The sequence below is a fragment of the Rhodopseudomonas palustris genome (genome assembly GCF_013415845.1).
GTDB classification, from domain to species: Bacteria; Pseudomonadota; Alphaproteobacteria; order Rhizobiales; family Xanthobacteraceae; genus Rhodopseudomonas; species Rhodopseudomonas palustris_F.
The window spans coordinates 2,744,370-2,760,158 of sequence record NZ_CP058907.1; the positions used below are offsets into that span (position 1 = coordinate 2,744,370).

Consider the following 15,789-nt stretch of genomic DNA (forward strand, 5'->3'; position numbering starts at 1 on the left):
CAGCAGCGCCTCGCTCAGCAGGAGGCGTACCAATCGGTCGGGAAGGGCAGCAGCGGCCATTCGACCGAATTGTCGTTGGCGGCCCGGCGCATCGTCGCCACCACGGTGGGACGCACGACGTTATCCTGCGTGCTTTCAGCGACGGCGTCGCTGATCGATTCCAGCAGTAGATCGTATTCGGCGTCGCTCATGGTTCGGCTCCCCTGTCCGAACCGGAGTGTGGCAAAAACTGTTGTGGGGCCGGTTGAGCGGATCGCTACAATTTTAGCGATCGGCCATCATGGGCGGATTTCCTGCAATCGGTCGTGCACGTTGCCCATGAAAAAAGCCGCCCCAGATGCGGGGCGGCTCGATTCAACGACATGCGGAGGGGGGTTACTGGCAGAGATGCATCCGACCATCTTCACCCCGGAACGTGGTCCCTGGAAGACAGACGAAGCCGTTGCGCTCGGCGTAGCTGCGCATGTCGTAATTGCCCTGGTAGCCCGCTTCGAACGGTGCGGTGGCGATAGCGCCGGCCGCACCGATCGCGCCGCCGACAACGCCGGCAGCAACCTGGCCCGGCCAGAACGCGTTGCTCTCGCGCCAATCGCGATCCTGGTACCCTCGGTTCTGGTACCCTCGGTTCTGATAGCCGCGGTCCTGGTAGCCGGAATAACGCTGCGTTTCGGCGCCGTATAGCTGGCCACGGTACTGAGTCGGTTGCTGCGCCGATGCGGCGGTCGTCAGGGCCACAGCGCCCGCGAACACGGCGGCAGCAATCATCGTTGATTTGATCATGGTGGGGTCTCCTTCGTTGTCTTTCGATGACGCAACGTGCGCCAGCGCGACAATGTTCCAGGGACGAGGGAAGGCCGGGTCACAGCGGCGTGACACGGGCGGGGGCACCGGCTTTGGGAGCCGTGCGGCGCAACCTCGGGAGCCCACGATCTAGCGTGCGGCTCAAGACCTGCAATGATGGAAAATGAGAATGGCTCCCCGGGCCGGATTCGAACCAGCGACCAACCGGTTAACAGCCGGTTGCTCTACCACTGAGCTACCAGGGAACAGCGAAGCATTGCTTCGCGGGCAGCGTATAACAAAGCCGTTCGGCGTTGAAAAGCAGAAAACGGTCGATCCACACCGGCCGTTTCCGCCGCAACGTCGCGGCCAGCCGCCGTAGCGGCGAGGGCTATGTAGGGGATCATGCGCGCCGCGTGAAGCCCCTTTCGCACCAAATCTGTTGAGCGCGCCCGCATGTTGCGTTTTAGACGGCGTTGCAGCATGGATGACGCGGGTTTCACCGCAGGGGATCGGGGATGTTGGAATTCGAGCGCGCACGGCAAAACATGGTCGATGGGCAAATCCGGCCTGCCAGCGTGACGGATTGGCGAATCATCGATGCGATGCGGGCGCTGCCGCGCGAGGCCTTTGTTCCGGAATCAAAGCGCGAGCTGGTCTATCTCGATCTCGACCTTCAGATCGAAGGCCGCGACGACCACAAGCACTTCCTGCTCAATCCGATCATGACCGCCCGTATGCTGCAGGCAGCCGAGCTGCAGCATGATGATCGCGTCCTGGTGGTCGGATGCCCGACGGGCTACATCGCTGCGGTGGCGGCCAAGCTCGCCGCACGGGTGACCACCACGATCGACGACGAATCGCTGGCGCAGCGCATTCGCGCGACGCTGCCCGCGCTCGGTCTGTCCAACGTCAACGTCCGGGTCGCCGAAGCGGCGAAGGGCGATCTGCACGACGCGCCGTTCGATGCCATCCTGTTGTGCGGTGCCACCGAGGTGGAGCCGACCACGCTTTATGAGCAACTCAAGCTCGGCGGCCGTCTGGTCGGTGCGTTCGCCACCGGCCGGCCGCAGCGTGTCACCGTGGTGACTCGTTCGCACGGCGACTACGGCGCCCGCATTCTGTTCGATGCATCGATTCCCGTGTTGCCCGGTTTGGAGCGCGTTCCGGTCTTCGAATTCTGATTGGAACGTGTCGAATTCTGTCGAGGAATCATACCTGTGGCGCGAATGCCCCAGCTTGGAAGTTTCGCAGAGCGCCGTGGCCGAGGGGTTTCGTCGGTCCATTCTGTGTCTTATGGTGAGGATGGACTTACCGGACATCGTTCGGCGGTGCGCACGACGTTGAGCGCCGGAAGTCCGGTGTGGGGAAAAGTTCAGGATTGGATTGCCAGAATGGATGGGCTTAAGCGGATCTCCGGCCTCGCGGCTGCCGGCATCGTTCTGGCGTGTGCGTCGCAAACAGTGGCCCTGGCCGACACGATGGAAGGTGCGCTGGTCCGCGCTTACCAGACCAATCCTCAACTCAATGCGCAGCGCGCTTCGGTGCGCGCCACCGACGAATCGGTTCCTCAGGCACTTTCCGGCTATCGGCCCAAGGTCGCCGTCACTGCCAGCGGCGGCTATCAATACACCGACGTGATTTCGTCGGTCGCCGGCAGCCAGTTTCATCTGTCCGGCACCCAGATCCCGCGCTCGGTCGGCGTGACCGCGTCGCAGACTTTGTTCAACGGCAATCAGACGGCGAACCGCACCCGTGCGGCCGAGAGCCAGGTGTCCTCGGCGCGTGAAGGTCTGCGGGTGCTCGAACAGTCGGTGCTGCTGTCGGCCGCGACCATCTACATGGACTACCTGCGCGACTCGGCGACGCTCGAAGTGCAGCGCTCCAACGTGCGCGTGCTCGAGCAGACGTTGCGGCAGACCAACGACCGCTTCAACGTCGGCGAGGTCACCCGCACCGACGTGGCGCAGTCGCAGGCGCAGCTTGCCGCCGGCAACACCCAGCAGCTCGCCGCCGAATCGACGCTGACGACGACGCGGTCTAACTACCGCCGCATCATCGGCACCGAGCCGGGCAATCTCGCGCCGGGCTCGCCGGTCGATCGCTATCTTCCGACCTCGCTGGCGCAGGCGATCAACCTCGCGCTGGTCGAGAATCCGAACGTCACCGCGGCGATGTACGGCATCGACGTCAGCTATCTGAACGTGAAGATCAACGAGGGTGCGCTGTTCCCGACGCTGACGCTGCAGGCCAGCGCGCAGCAGTCGTGGGAGCCGTCGATCTCGTCGCCGCGTCAATTCCAGGCTTCGGGCATCGCGCAGCTGTCGGTCCCGATCTACCAGGGTGGCGGTGAATACGCGCTGATCCGGCAGTCGAAGGAAACGCTGGCGCAGCAGCGTCTCAACCTCGAACAGGTACGCGACCAGACCCGCGCCAGCGTGGTGCAGGCGTGGGGCCAGCTGCAGGCCGCGAAGGCGCAGGTGTCCTCTGCGCAGTCCCAGGTCAAGGCCTCGGAAATCGCGCTCAACGGCGTCCGTGAAGAAGCCCGCGCCGGCCAGCGCACGACGCTCGACGTCTTGAACGCGCAGCAGGCGCTGGTGAATGCCCGCGTTGCGCTGGTGACCGCGCAGCATGACCGCGTCGTTGCCTCTTACGCGGTGCTGAACGCGGTCGGCCGGCTGTCGCCGCAAGTGCTCGGCCTGAAGACCGACGTCTATGATCCCAGCGTGCACTACCATCAGGTGCGCGACAGCTGGGGCGGCGTGCGGACTCCCGACGGCCGCTGATTGCGGCCGCGACTGCGCCCGGGATTCTGCCCGGGCGCGTTTGCTTGCAAACAACTAATCGTCTGCCTACCGTTGACCGGGTCGTCGTGACGATTCGAGTCGGAGATGCGCCCGTGTTTCGCGGCGCTCCACGTTGTTAGACGTGGAGCGGACCTCGGGGCGTACCGTAGTTGAAGCTGGGGACAAGTCCTGCTTCCAACGCGAAACCTGGCGCCGCCGATCCGGAACCGGTCTCTCCCGTAGAGCTTTGATGTTACAACGCCGGGAAGGGCGTGATGATGTGGAGTCGGAGATGACGCAGCCTGCAAAGGCGCAAGAACCTTCCATGGAGGAGATTCTGGCGTCGATCCGTCGCATCATTGCCGATGACGAAGCCAAGCCCGCGACCCCGGCACCTGCGCCGGCGGCCGTTGCCCCGAAGCCGGAGCCGCCTAAGCCGGCTCCCCCGCCGAGCAAGCCCGCGGCCATGACCCCACCTCCGTCTGCACCGAGTCCGGTGGCGCAAGCTGCGCCGCCCAAGCCCGCCGCCGCACCGAAGCCGGCGCCTCCGCCGATGCCGGCTCCGGCCGAGAGCAACAGTCAGGACGACATCGACGCGCTGCTTGCCGGCCTCGACGCCGGCACCACCGAGGAGGAAGTTCGTCCGCCGCAGCCGGACGGCGACGTCCTTGAGCTGACCGACGAGATGGCGCTGCCGGAGCCCGAACCCGAGCCGGCTCCACCGCCACCACCGCCTCCGCCGCCGGTTCAAAAGGCGCCGATCGAGGACGACATCGAATTCGCCGAAGCTGCGCCCAAGCCGCGCGCGCCGGAGCCGGCCTACGAGCCGCCGGCCGCAGCTGCGGCCTGGAGCGAAGAGCCGCAGCAGCCGATCCTGTCGCGGACCACCGCCGCGGCGGTGGAATCGGCGTTCAATTCGCTCGCCACCACCGTGCTCAGCAACAATGCCCGGACCCTCGAGGATCTGGTCAAGGAGATGCTGCGGCCGATGCTGAAGGCTTGGCTCGACGACAATCTGCCGACGCTGGTCGAGCGGATCGTCCGCCAGGAAATCGAGCGGGTCTCGCGCGGGCGCTGAGCCCGCTTGGCGGAGGCGCTGCCTCCGCCTGATCCAATGGACCGGCCTCCATTGTTGACTTGCGGCGCGCCGGAAGGTTTCTAGCGTCGTCCAACGAGCGCGTTCGCGGCCCGGCGACGCGCCTTTTTTGATTGCAGCGCCATGATCGAGAAAACCTACCAGCCAGCCGACATCGAGGCCCGCATTTCGCGCGCCTGGGAAGACGCCGAGGCCTTCAAGGCCGGCCGTCCGGAGCGCCGCGACGCCGTCCCATACTCGATCGTGATTCCGCCGCCGAACGTCACCGGCTCGCTGCACATGGGCCACGCGCTCAACAATACGCTGCAGGACATCCTGTGCCGGTTCGAGCGGATGCGCGGCCGCGACGTGCTGTGGCAGCCCGGCACCGACCACGCCGGCATCGCCACCCAAATGGTGGTCGAACGCCAGCTGATGGAGCGCCAGGAGCCGAGCCGGCGCGACATGGGCCGCGCCAAGTTCCTGGAGCGCGTTTGGCAGTGGAAGGCCGAGAGCGGCGGCGTCATCGTCAACCAGCTCAAGCGGCTCGGTGCGTCGTGTGACTGGTCGCGCGAACGCTTCACCATGGACGAGGGGCTGTCCCGCGCCGTCGCCAAGGTGTTCGTCGAACTGCACCGCCAGGGCCTGATCTACAAGGACAAGCGGCTGGTCAATTGGGACCCGAAGCTGCTGACCGCGATCTCGGATCTGGAAGTCCAGCAGATCGAGGTGAAGGGCAACCTCTGGCATCTGCGCTATCCGATCGAAGGCAAGACCTTCGATCCGGCCGATCCGTCGAGCTTCATCGTCGTCGCGACCACGCGTCCGGAAACCATGCTGGGCGACACTGCGGTCGCGGTGAATCCGGAAGACGAGCGCTATACGCATCTCGTCGGCAAGCACGTCATCCTGCCGCTGGTCGGCCGGCGGATTCCGATCGTTGCCGACGAATACTCCGACCCCGAGAAGGGCTCGGGCGCGGTGAAGATCACGCCGGCGCACGACTTCAACGACTTCGAGGTCGGCAAGCGGCATCATCTGCCGCAAATCAACGTGCTCGATATCGAGGGCAAGATCTCGGTCGCCGACAACAGTGCCTATCTCGAAGGTCTGCCGGAAGGCGCGCGCGAATTCGCCGGGGAGATCGACGGCACCGACCGCTTCGTCGCTCGCAAGATCATCGTGGCGCGGCTGGACGATTTCGGCTTCCTGGAGAAGATCGAGCCGAACGTCCACATGGTGCCGCACGGCGACCGCTCCGGCGTGGTGATCGAGCCGTTCCTCACCGACCAGTGGTACGTCGATGCCAAGACGCTGGCGCAGCCGGCGATCGCTGCGGTGCGGTCGGGCGAGACGACCTTCGTGCCGAAGAACTGGGAGAAGACCTACTTCGAGTGGATGGAAAACATCCAGCCGTGGTGCATCTCGCGCCAGCTGTGGTGGGGTCACCAGATCCCGGCGTGGTATGGCCCGGACGGCAAGGTGTTCGTGGCCGAGACCGAGGAAGAGGCGGTCGGCAACGCGCTCGGCTATTACGTCGAGCAGGAAGTGATCACGCCTGCGCAGGCGCACGACATGGCGGAAGATCCCGCCAAGCGTGAGGGCTTCATCACCCGCGACGAGGACGTGCTCGACACCTGGTTCTCGTCGGCGCTGTGGCCGTTCTCGACGCTCGGCTGGCCGGACGAGACGCCGGAGCTCGACCGTTACTACCCGACCAACGTGCTGGTCACCGGCTTCGACATCATCTTCTTCTGGGTCGCCCGGATGATGATGATGGGCCTGCACTTCATGGACGATGTGCCGTTCCCGACCGTCTACATCCACGCGCTCGTCCGCGACGAGAAGGGCGCCAAGATGTCGAAGTCGAAGGGCAACGTCATCGATCCGCTCAACCTGATCGACGAATACGGCGCCGACGCGCTGCGCTTCACGCTGGCCGCGATGGCGGCGCAGGGACGCGACATCAAGCTCGCGACCAGCCGCGTCGAAGGCTATCGCAACTTCGCCACCAAACTCTGGAACGCCTGCCGCTTCGCCGAGATGAACGGCTGCGTCGCGCCGGCGGGGTTCGACTACACGGCGGCCAAGGAAACGCTGAACCGCTGGATCGCGCACGAGACCGTCCGCGCGGTGCGCGAGGTGACCGAAGCGATCGAGTCCTATCGCTTCAACGACGCCGCCGAGGCTGCGTATCGCTTCGTTTGGAACGTGTATTGCGACTGGTATCTCGAACTCGCCAAGCCGGTGCTGATGGGCGAGGAGGGCGCTGCCAAGACCGAGACCCGTGCGATGGTGGCGTGGGCGCGCGACGAGATCCTGAAGATCCTGCATCCCTTCATGCCGTTCATCACCGAAGAGCTGTGGGCGGTGACGGCTCCGCGCGACGGACTGCTGGCGCTGGCGTCGTGGTCGCGTAAGGCGGGTATCTCGGACGAAGAGGTGTCGGTGCTGGCGGCCTCCGCCGCGACCGACCCGATGGCCGGGCCGGCGATGCTGGCGATTCCGGAGCCGCAGGAGCCGGACTTCACCGACGATGCCGCCGAAGCCGAAATCGGTTGGGTGGTCGATCTCGTCACTGCGATCCGCTCGGTGCGCGCCGAAATGAACATCGTGCCGTCGACCCTCACGCCGCTGGTGCTGGCCGGCGCTTCTGCCGACACCAATGCGCGGGCGAGCCGTTGGAGCGACGTGATCAAGCGGCTGGCTCGGGTCGGCGAGATCTCGTTCGCTGACGCCGCTCCGCAAGGTGCCGTGCAGCTCCTGGTGCGTGGCGAGGTCGCGGCGCTGCCGCTGAAGGGCGTGGTTGATTTCGCCGCCGAGCAGGCACGGCTCGAGAAGGAGCTCGGCAAGGCCGAAGCCGACATCAAGCGCGCCGAGGCCAAGCTGGCGAACGAGAAATTCGTCGCCAACGCCGCCGAAGAAGTCGTCGAGGAAGAGCGCGAAAAGCGCGAGGCTGCGGTCGCGCGCAAGGTCAAGATCCTCGAGGCGCTGCTTCGGCTGAAGAACGCGAGCTGACCCTTGCTCGACCACGTCTCGATCACCGTGTCCGACATCGCGGTGGCCGAGCCGTTCTACGATGCGATCATGGCGGCGCTCGGCGTCGTCAAGGTCGGCGCCCGTGGCGACTGGCTCGGCTACGGCGAGCGCGCGCGGCCCGAGCATCCCGACCGCGTCTATCTGTCGATCCGCAAAGGCGACAGGCCGGAGCCGGCCTATGGCCGGCACTTGTGCTTCAAGGCGACCAGCCGCGCGGTCGTCGATGCCTTTTGGCAAGCCGGGCTCGCTCACGGCGGCGTCGATCAGGGCGCGCCGGGACTGCGCGACTATCATCCCGGTTACTACGCGGCCTTCATTGCCGATCCCGACGGCAACCGGCTCGAAGCGGTGTGTCACACGCTCGGCTGAGCGCCCTTTGAACATGCCGGACCTCGTCATTCCGAGAAGCGAAGCGACGAAGCAATCCAGCTTGGCTTCTGAGGTCTGGATCGCTTCAATCCGCTCGCAATGACAGCCTTGCACCTGCTGGTCGTTGCCACGGCGTTGATCGGCGCCAAAGTATGACACCGCGGCGATCGCGTAGGATCGGGCATCAACGGGGCTATGCCGATGCTCGCCTTTCTCAAGCTGCTGATCTCGTTCGCGCCGTGGCTGTCGTTCCTGATCATCGCCCGTGACAGCTTACTCCGTGTGGAGATCGGCCTCTGTGTTGCACTGGCGCTGACTATCGTGATGGGCGTGTTGAAGCTCCATCGCGGTATCATTCTGTGGGTGGGCGTGGTGTTTTTCGGCGCCGCGACCATCGCGGTGATGGGATTCAACGACACCTGGACCCTGCGCCATCTCGGCGTGCTGGCGAACGGCGCGCTCGCGGCCGGTGCCTGGCTGACCATCCTGCTCGGCAAGCCGTTCACGCTCGACTACGCCAAGGAGCACGTCGATCCGGCGGTCTGGAACGACCCGAAATTCATCCGCATCAATGTGCTGATGACCGGGATCTGGGCGACGGCTTTCACCATCAACGCGGCGCTGGCATTCGGCAAGATGGAGCAGTTCGCACTGCCCGAACTCGCCTATGAGCTGATCTCCTACGCTGTGCTGATCGGCACCGCGATCTTTACGGTGTGGTATCCCGACCATCTGCGGCGGGCGCGGGCGGCGGCAAGCTGAGTCCGCGGCGCTGCGCCGCAAACAAACGTCACCCTCCGCGAAAGCGGAGGGTCCAGTATCCCAGAGCGGTCGTTGGTAGTTGAAGCGCTCTGGAATACTGGGTCGCCCGGTCAAGCCGGGCGATGACGGTGTTGGTGCGGGATCACGCTGCTCGACTCTCATGAAGCCGTGGAGAGACATCGTCCTCAGCGTGGAAACGGCTTGCTCAAGAACCGCGAGTCTTTCAGCCCGAACCGCCACGGATAGTCGGCCGCCTTGGTGATGCCGATGCGCGGGCCGGTGACGATCTCCGGCGTGGTGGTTCGGCGATGGATCGCGAACGGTGCGGCATCGAGCGGCAGACCGTTATGGGCGATGGTGATGCCGAGGGCCTGCGCCAGCTTGCCGGGGCCGGAACACAGGCTGCGCGGCTCGTCGAGGCCGCGGCGCTTGCGCATCGCTGCGAGCCCGTGGGTCGGCTCCAGCGCGCGGATCAGGACCGCACTGGCGGAGCCTTCGGGCTCGCAGACGACATTGACGCACCAATGGATGCCATAGGAGCGATACACATAGGCAAAGCCCGGCGGGCCGAACATCACCTGGTTGCGCGGCGTTGGACCGCCGTAGGAATGCGCTGCCGGATCGGTGTGGTGATAGGCTTCCACCTCGACGATGATCCCGCCCGCGCCGCCGAACAGCAGCGTTGCGCCGATCAGCTCGGGTGCGACCTCGTGGACGCTGCGGGCGAAGAACCGGCGCGTCAGCAGCGGGCCGAGGGCAGGGTGTGTTCCGTCTAAGGGGGGCTTCGGAACGCGGGACTTGGTCATCGGAGAGGCAAGCTCGAGCGCGGCCGGCGCGGGGCGCAATGCGTACAATTCGAGCATTATTCCAAGGGATAACGGCCTGCAAGCGGCCCGGGTTGCGGGACGGGGGCGGCCGGATTAGGTAGGGTTCTCGCGCAAACCCCAGGCAGCTCATGGTCGTTCTCGTCGATACGGTGTCCGCCAATCCCGTCCGCCCCCGGCATCCGGAGAAGGCGGCGCGGCCGGATGCGCTGTCGCCGAAGAAGCCGGACTGGATCCGGGTGCGCGCGCCGACCACCCGCGGCTATGGCGAGACCCGCGGCATCGTCAAGGAAAACGGCCTGCACACGGTGTGCGAAGAGGCCGGCTGCCCGAATATCGGCGAGTGCTGGGACAAGAAGCACGCCACCTTCATGATCATGGGGGACACCTGCACCCGGGCGTGCGCGTTCTGCAACGTCAAGACCGGGATGCCGGGCGCACTCGACGCCAACGAGCCAGCCTACGTCGCCGAGGCGACGCGGAAGCTCGGGCTGCAGCATCTGGTGATTACCTCGGTCGACCGCGATGATCTGGCCGATGGAGGCGCCGCGCACTTCGCCGCAACGATCCGCGCGGTGCGCGAAGCCTGCCCAACGACGACGATCGAGATCCTGACGCCAGACTTCCTGCGCAAGGACGGCGCGCTGGAGGTGGTGGTCGCCGCCAAGCCGGACGTGTTCAACCACAATCTCGAAACCGTGCCGTCGCGCTATCTGTCGGTGCGGCCGGGCGCACGCTACTTCCACTCGATCCGGCTGCTGCAGCGGGTCAAGGAACTCGATCCCAGCATCTTCACCAAGTCCGGCATCATGGTCGGGCTCGGCGAGGAACGCCACGAGGTGCTGCAGGTGATGGACGACCTGCGCTCGGCGGAGGTCGATTTCCTCACCATCGGCCAGTATCTACAGCCGACCCGCAAGCACCATGCGGTGATGCGCTACGTCACGCCGGACGAATTTGCCGGCTATCAGACCACCGCCTACGCCAAGGGCTTCCTGATGGTGTCGGCGAGCCCGATGACCCGCTCGTCGCATCACGCCGGCGACGATTTCGCCAAGCTCAAGGCGGCGCGCGCGGCGCGAGCCCGCTAAAAGTCCAAGACCTGAAGTCCGAGGCGATGCCGCAGTTTTCCAACAGGCGCAGAGTGCCGCACAGTGCTCAGCAGATGTTCGACCTCGTCGCCGACGTCGAGCGCTATCCGCAATTCGTGCCGCTGTGCAAGGCGCTCAAAATCCGCGAGCGGATCCAGCAGCCGGACGGCAACGAGGTCGTGATCGCCGACATGACGGTGTCGTTCAAGCTGGTGCAGGAGACCTTCACCAGCCGCGTCACCCTCGATCGCGCCAATCTGAAAATCCTGGTCGAGTATCTCAAAGGCCCGTTCTCCAATCTGGAGAACCGCTGGACCTTCGCGGCCAAGACCGAGCGCGCCTGCGAGGTCGGCTTCTTCATCGCCTACGAGTTCAAGAGCCGGATGCTCGCCACCCTGATGGGCGCGATGTTCGACACCGCTTTCCATCGCTTCGCCGAAGCGTTCGAAACGCGCGCCGACCAGATCTACGGCACCGGCCCGAAGCTGTCGCGGGCGTAGTTACTTCGTTATCGCGGCCCACTTTGGTCCAGCCGTCATTGCGAGGAGCGCAGCGACGAAGCAATCCAGCTCGATGCACGGAGCTGGATTGCTTCGCTTCCCTCGCAATGACGTTGAATACTTGAATATCAACACAATCCGGCGTCATCGCCCGGCTTGTCCGGGCGACCCAGTATCCCGAAGCGCTTCCGAAGATCACGAGCGCTCTGGAATACTGGGCCCTCCGCTTTCGCGGAGGGTGACGGCGATGATCGGGCCGCGCCGTGCACTTCATGCCGGCCTGACGAATAGCACCGCCGTTAAGTCTTCTTCGGCTTCACCGGCCGCTTCGGCTGCGGGCGCTTGGCGGCGACGCGGCGAGGCGAGCGGGCGACGCGTTTGTGCACGCCGGTGGCCACTTCGCGTTTGGCCTTGGTCGGCGGCTTCGGGCCGCGGGCCACCTCCAGTAGCATCCGCAGGGCTTCCACCACCGAGCGCTGACGGACGTTGCTGCGGCCGATCGCGCCGAAGCGCTGCTCGCGATGTGAGATGCGGCCGTCGCGCGCGGCGACGGCGAAATGGACCAAGCCGACCGGCTTGCCCGGCGTGGCGCCGCCGGGTCCGGCTATGCCGGTGATCGACACCGCCAGATCGACGTCGGCATTCTCCAGCGCCCCGACCGCCATGGCGATCGCGGTCTCCTTGCTGACGGCGCCAAATGTGGTGAGCGTGGCGTTCTCGACGCCGAGCAGATCATGCTTGGCGGCGTTGGAATAGGTCACGAAGCCACGGTCGATGACGTCCGACGAGCCGGGAATGTCGGTCAGCGCGCCGGCGACCAAGCCGCCGGTGCAGGACTCGGCGGTCGCGATCATCAGCTTGCGCGAACGGCAGAGGTCGAGCAACGAGCGGGCGAGGGTGCGGGCGTCGTTGCTGCTCATCGTCAGCCGGCCAGTCCGTCGGCGCCCCAGGGCAGCCGGATGGTGGCGGATGCGGTCGCCGCGATGCCTTCCTCACGGCCGGTGAAGCCGAGCTTCTCGCTGGTGGTGGCCTTCACCGCGACGCGCGACACCGGCACGCCGGTGATCTCGGCGATGCGCTGACGCATCGCGTCGCGCAGCGGTCCGATCTTCGGTCGCTCACAGATCATCGTCACTTCGAGATTGGCGACGCGGCCGCCGCGCGCAGTGACGCGGTCGATCGCGTATTTGAGGAACTTGTCGGAGGCCGCGCCCTTCCACTGCGGATCGGTCGGCGGGAAGTGAGAGCCGATGTCGCCGTCCGCCAGCGCGCCGAGGATCGCGTCGACCAGCGCGTGCAGGCCGACATCGCCGTCCGAATGCGCCAGGAATCCGCGGGTGTGCGGCACCTTCAAGCCACACAGCCAGACGTGGTCGCCTTCTCCGAACGCATGCACGTCGTAGCCGGTGCCGGTGCGGATGTCGCCGAGCGCGGCCATCAGCCGGCTTTCCTCGCGCGCGAAATCTTCCGGGGTGGTCATCTTCATGTTGTTAGCATCGCCCTCGAAGGTCGACACCGTCAATCCCGCCCATTCGGCGATCGCGGCGTCGTCGGTGAAATCGTCCCGGCCGCCAGAGGCCGCGCGGCGGTGGGCGTCGAGGATCACATCGAAACGGAACGCCTGTGGGGTCTGGGCGATCCGCAAGCTAGCGCGGTCCGGCGTCGCGTCGACCGCGCCACTGCTGTCGACCTGCTTGATCGTGTCGGTCACGGGGACGACCGGCAGCGCAGCGCCGGTCGCGCCGGCCGCGGTGATCGCGCGCGAGATCAGCTCCGGGGTGACGAAGCAACGCGCCGCGTCGTGGATCAGCACGATGTCCGGCTTCAGCTTGGCCAGCGCCTCCAGGCCGGCGCGCACGGACGCCTGCCGGGTTGCGCCGCCGCCCACCGCCGGGCGGAAATTCAGGCCGGCGACTGCCGCGTTGAACATCTCGGTGTCGTCGGGATTCGTCACCGGCTGCACCGCCATCACGCCCGGATGGGTGCAGAAGGGCTCCATCGCTCGCGCGATCACCGGCCTGCCGGCGAGGGTGCGGTATTGCTTGGGGCCGCCCGCGCCGGCGCGCAGGCCGCGCCCGGCGGCGACGATGATGGCAGCAGTACGGGGCGAGTTCGTCATCGGATCAATTGATACGGAATTGGGATGGCCTGCGCTGGTCGCGCCGGTGCACAGCCCTTACCATGCCGGGCTAGGAAAGCAGCATGATTCCATCGCCGCATCCGCCGGCGTCCGGGGACAATTGCTGCAACGCACTTGCATGTCAGATATGATTGGCTAAACTGTAGGCAATGATCTACAATGCTCAAACATTGAGCGAGGCCGAGCCTGCAACTGCGCTGGCTACAGAATGAGCAACGAGTGACGCGCCCGACTGTAACAGGTTCGCCGCCTTTGAGGATTGGCAATATTGCGGTGCCTGATCCGGTGTTCTTGGCGCCGATGACAGGCATTACCGATGCGCCGTTCCGCCGGCAAGTCGCGGAGCTGGGGGCCGGTCTGGTGGTGTCGGAGATGACTGCCAGCGAAGATCTGGTGGCCGGCCGGCGGATGTCGGTCCGTCGCTGCGACAAGGTCGGCCAAGGGCCGCACGTCGTCCAGCTTGCCGGCTGCGAGGCGCGCTGGATGGCGGAGGGCGCGCGGATCGCGGAAGCCGGCGGCGCCGACATCATCGACATCAACATGGGCTGCCCGGCGCGGCACGTCACCGGCGGTCTGTCCGGTTCGGCGCTGATGCGCGACCTCGATCACGCGCTGACGCTGATCGAAGCAACGATCGGCGCGGTGCGGGTGCCGGTGACGCTGAAGATGCGGCTCGGCTGGGACGATCGTTCGCGCAACGCGCCGGAGCTGGCGCGTCGTGCGCAGGACGCCGGTGTTCAGCTTGTCACCGTTCACGGCCGCACCCGGCAGCAGTTCTACAAGGGAGAAGCCGATTGGGATGCGGTGCGCGCCGTCAGGGATGCGATCTCGATTCCGCTGGTGGTCAATGGTGATATCACCTGCCACGCCAGCGCGGTCGAAGCGCTGAAGCGCTCCGGTGCCGATGCAGTGATGATCGGTCGCGGCGCGCAGGGGCGGCCGTGGTTGCCGGGGCGGGTCGGCCGCCAGCTCACCACGGGAAAAGCCGAGGCCGAGCCGTCGCTGACCATGCAGCGCGACTACTTGCGCACGCTCTATGACGACATCCTGGCGCTGTACGGCGTCAAGATCGGGCTGCGTCATGCCCGCAAGCATCTCGGCTGGTCGCTCGAGGTCGCCGCCTCAACCGCCGGCGCCTCGCCGGACGTTCTGAAGAGCTGGCGCGCCGTCATTCTGACCGAAGAGAATCCGGCCCGCGTGCACCGTGCGCTCGCCGATGCCTACGAAGAATTCGCCTGGAGGGCCGCCGCATGAACGCCATTGTCGAACCGCGCCGGGCTCAGCCGACCGACAGCGATGCGATCCTCAACGCGTTGCCGAATCCTGTTCTGCTGGTCGGTCCCGACGGCAAGATCGTGGACGCCAACATGGCGGCGGAGTCGTTCTTTGAGATTTCGACGCAATTGCTGCGACGGCAGTCGCTGACCGATCTGGTGCCGTTCGGCAGCCCGCTGCTGGCGCTGATCGAGCAGGTGCGCATCGGGCATTCGCCGGTCAATGAATACAAGGTCGATCTCGGGACGCCGCGGATCGGCGCCGACCGCCAGGTCGATCTGCACGTCGCGCCGCTCAACGAACGGCCCGGCCATATTGTGGTGATGCTGCAGGAGCGCACCATCGCCGACAAGATGGACCGCCAGCTCACGCATCGCAGCGCGGCGCGCTCGGTGATCGCGCTCGCCGCCATGCTGGCGCACGAGATCAAGAATCCGCTGTCCGGCATCCGCGGCGCGGCGCAACTGCTGGAGCAGCAGGCCTCCGCCGAAGACCGGATGCTGACCCGCCTGATCTGCGACGAAGCCGACCGCATCGTCACGCTGGTCGACCGCATGGAAGTGTTCGGCGACGACCGCCCAGTGGCGCGCGGTCCGGTGAACATCCACTCGGTGCTCGATCACGTAAAGCGGCTGGCGCAGTCGGGCTTTGCCCGCAACATTAAGTTCATCGAGGACTACGACCCGTCGCTGCCGCCGGTGCTCGCCAATCAGGATCAACTGATTCAGGTGTTCCTGAACTTGGTGAAGAACGCGGCCGAAGCCGTGGTCGATCTCGGCTCCGATGGTGAGATCCAACTCACCACTGCGTTCCGCCCTGGTGTCCGCCTGTCGGTGCCGGGCAAAAAGACGCGGGTGTCGCTGCCGCTCGAATTCTGCGTGCGGGACAATGGTCCCGGCGTTCCCGAAGATCTGCTGCCGAACCTGTTCGATCCGTTCGTTACCACCAAGCCGTCCGGCTCCGGCCTCGGTCTTGCATTGGTGGCGAAGATTGTCGGCGATCACGGCGGCATCATCGAGTGTGAATCGCAGCCGCGCAAAACCACCTTCCGGGTGCTGATGCCAATGTTCAACACCGCCAAGGCCCTTCAATCCCCGAACGGCGAGGACGCGCCGGCGTCGTCCGATGCCTCACAGACTGCAAGATGA

The 15,789-nt window shown here is 65.8% G+C and carries 15 protein-coding genes and 1 tRNA gene; 10 read left to right on the forward strand and 6 right to left on the reverse strand.

Annotation, left to right across the window (positions count from 1 at the left end; translation table 11 throughout):
* Positions 1 to 14 precede the first annotated feature (14 nt).
* From HZF03_RS12530 to HZF03_RS12540, 3 genes are all read right to left on the reverse strand, one after another.
* A complete protein-coding gene (locus HZF03_RS12530; protein WP_165858126.1) occupies positions 15 to 191 on the reverse strand; it encodes a hypothetical protein in 177 nt (58 codons plus the stop codon).
* Between the two features lie 184 nt (positions 192 to 375).
* Complete coding sequence (locus HZF03_RS12535) at positions 376 to 780, reverse strand: hypothetical protein (RefSeq protein WP_012496030.1); 405 nt, start codon at positions 778 to 780, stop codon at positions 376 to 378.
* 191 nt (positions 781 to 971) lie between these two features.
* Positions 972 to 1,046, reverse strand: a tRNA-Asn gene (locus tag HZF03_RS12540).
* A 252-nt stretch (positions 1,047 to 1,298) separates the two neighbouring features.
* Between HZF03_RS12540 and HZF03_RS12545 the strand changes: the two genes are divergently transcribed.
* The 6 genes from HZF03_RS12545 (at position 1,299) to HZF03_RS12570 (ending at position 8,811) form a co-directional block, all read left to right on the forward strand.
* Positions 1,299 to 1,964, forward strand: coding sequence for a protein-L-isoaspartate O-methyltransferase family protein (locus HZF03_RS12545; protein ID WP_011158130.1), 666 nt, complete (start codon positions 1,299 to 1,301; stop codon positions 1,962 to 1,964).
* A gap of 210 nt (positions 1,965 to 2,174) precedes the next feature.
* Positions 2,175 to 3,566 (forward strand): TolC family outer membrane protein, encoded by a 1,392-nt coding sequence (locus HZF03_RS12550; RefSeq protein WP_119018559.1) that lies wholly within the window; start codon positions 2,175 to 2,177, stop codon positions 3,564 to 3,566.
* A 292-nt stretch (positions 3,567 to 3,858) separates the two neighbouring features.
* Positions 3,859 to 4,644 carry a PopZ family protein gene (locus tag HZF03_RS12555; RefSeq protein WP_119018558.1) on the forward strand — a complete coding sequence of 262 codons (786 nt, stop codon included), beginning with the start codon at positions 3,859 to 3,861 and terminating at the stop codon, positions 4,642 to 4,644.
* Between the two features lie 141 nt (positions 4,645 to 4,785).
* Positions 4,786 to 7,659 (forward strand): valine--tRNA ligase, encoded by a 2,874-nt coding sequence (locus HZF03_RS12560; RefSeq protein WP_119018557.1) that lies wholly within the window; start codon positions 4,786 to 4,788, stop codon positions 7,657 to 7,659.
* 3 nt (positions 7,660 to 7,662) lie between these two features.
* A complete protein-coding gene (locus HZF03_RS12565) occupies positions 7,663 to 8,049 on the forward strand; it encodes a VOC family protein (protein ID WP_119018556.1) in 387 nt (128 codons plus the stop codon).
* 201 nt (positions 8,050 to 8,250) lie between these two features.
* Positions 8,251 to 8,811 carry a hypothetical protein gene (locus HZF03_RS12570; protein WP_119018601.1) on the forward strand — a complete coding sequence of 187 codons (561 nt, stop codon included), beginning with the start codon at positions 8,251 to 8,253 and terminating at the stop codon, positions 8,809 to 8,811.
* A gap of 185 nt (positions 8,812 to 8,996) precedes the next feature.
* On the opposite strand, the gene HZF03_RS12575 is transcribed toward HZF03_RS12570, so the two are convergent.
* On the reverse strand, positions 8,997 to 9,617 hold the full coding sequence (locus HZF03_RS12575) for a DNA-3-methyladenine glycosylase (RefSeq protein ID WP_119018600.1): 621 nt from the start codon (positions 9,615 to 9,617) through the stop codon (positions 8,997 to 8,999).
* A 149-nt stretch (positions 9,618 to 9,766) separates the two neighbouring features.
* On the opposite strand from HZF03_RS12575, the gene lipA reads away from it, so the two are divergent.
* On the forward strand, positions 9,767 to 10,726 hold the full coding sequence (gene lipA, locus HZF03_RS12580) for a lipoyl synthase (RefSeq protein ID WP_011158137.1): 960 nt from the start codon (positions 9,767 to 9,769) through the stop codon (positions 10,724 to 10,726).
* A 26-nt stretch (positions 10,727 to 10,752) separates the two neighbouring features.
* Entirely contained in the window at positions 10,753 to 11,226 is a 474-nt protein-coding gene (locus HZF03_RS12585; protein ID WP_011158138.1) for a type II toxin-antitoxin system RatA family toxin, read from the forward strand.
* A gap of 299 nt (positions 11,227 to 11,525) precedes the next feature.
* Here HZF03_RS12585 and HZF03_RS12590 read toward each other — a convergent pair whose 3' ends face one another.
* A complete protein-coding gene (locus tag HZF03_RS12590) occupies positions 11,526 to 12,146 on the reverse strand; it encodes a CinA family protein (RefSeq protein WP_119018555.1) in 621 nt (206 codons plus the stop codon).
* A 2-nt stretch (positions 12,147 to 12,148) separates the two neighbouring features.
* Positions 12,149 to 13,345: a bifunctional 2-C-methyl-D-erythritol 4-phosphate cytidylyltransferase/2-C-methyl-D-erythritol 2,4-cyclodiphosphate synthase gene (locus HZF03_RS12595; RefSeq protein ID WP_119018554.1), complete on the reverse strand. Its 1,197-nt coding sequence runs from the start codon at positions 13,343 to 13,345 to the stop codon at positions 12,149 to 12,151.
* Positions 13,346 to 13,618: 273 nt separating this feature from the next.
* Here HZF03_RS12595 and dusB point away from each other — a divergent pair, with 273 nt between their 5' ends.
* Both dusB and HZF03_RS12605 read left to right on the forward strand, forming a co-directional pair.
* A complete protein-coding gene (gene dusB / locus HZF03_RS12600) occupies positions 13,619 to 14,620 on the forward strand; it encodes a tRNA dihydrouridine synthase DusB (protein WP_119018553.1) in 1,002 nt (333 codons plus the stop codon).
* Positions 14,617 to 15,789, forward strand: a complete 1,173-nt coding sequence (locus HZF03_RS12605) for a two-component system sensor histidine kinase NtrB (RefSeq protein ID WP_119018552.1) — start codon at positions 14,617 to 14,619, stop codon at positions 15,787 to 15,789. Before dusB ends, HZF03_RS12605 begins: the two co-directional genes overlap by 4 nt.

Bases quoted from the DNA above. Each gene is read 5' to 3' on its own strand.
- HZF03_RS12530 (WP_165858126.1), bottom strand. From the start codon at position 191: ATGAGCGACGCCGAATACGATCTACTGCTGGAATCGATCAGCGACGCC.
- HZF03_RS12535 (WP_012496030.1), bottom strand. From the start codon at position 780: ATGATCAAATCAACGATGATTGCTGCCGCCGTGTTCGCGGGCGCTGTG.
- HZF03_RS12545 (WP_011158130.1), top strand. From the start codon at position 1,299: ATGTTGGAATTCGAGCGCGCACGGCAAAACATGGTCGATGGGCAAATC.
- HZF03_RS12550 (WP_119018559.1), top strand. From the start codon at position 2,175: ATGGATGGGCTTAAGCGGATCTCCGGCCTCGCGGCTGCCGGCATCGTT.
- HZF03_RS12555 (WP_119018558.1), top strand. From the start codon at position 3,859: ATGACGCAGCCTGCAAAGGCGCAAGAACCTTCCATGGAGGAGATTCTG.
- HZF03_RS12560 (WP_119018557.1), top strand. From the start codon at position 4,786: ATGATCGAGAAAACCTACCAGCCAGCCGACATCGAGGCCCGCATTTCG.
- HZF03_RS12570 (WP_119018601.1), top strand. From the start codon at position 8,251: ATGCTCGCCTTTCTCAAGCTGCTGATCTCGTTCGCGCCGTGGCTGTCG.
- HZF03_RS12575 (WP_119018600.1), bottom strand. From the start codon at position 9,617: ATGACCAAGTCCCGCGTTCCGAAGCCCCCCTTAGACGGAACACACCCT.
- lipA (WP_011158137.1), top strand. From the start codon at position 9,767: ATGGTCGTTCTCGTCGATACGGTGTCCGCCAATCCCGTCCGCCCCCGG.
- HZF03_RS12585 (WP_011158138.1), top strand. From the start codon at position 10,753: ATGCCGCAGTTTTCCAACAGGCGCAGAGTGCCGCACAGTGCTCAGCAG.
- HZF03_RS12590 (WP_119018555.1), bottom strand. From the start codon at position 12,146: ATGAGCAGCAACGACGCCCGCACCCTCGCCCGCTCGTTGCTCGACCTC.
- HZF03_RS12595 (WP_119018554.1), bottom strand. From the start codon at position 13,345: ATGACGAACTCGCCCCGTACTGCTGCCATCATCGTCGCCGCCGGGCGC.
- HZF03_RS12605 (WP_119018552.1), top strand. From the start codon at position 14,617: ATGAACGCCATTGTCGAACCGCGCCGGGCTCAGCCGACCGACAGCGAT.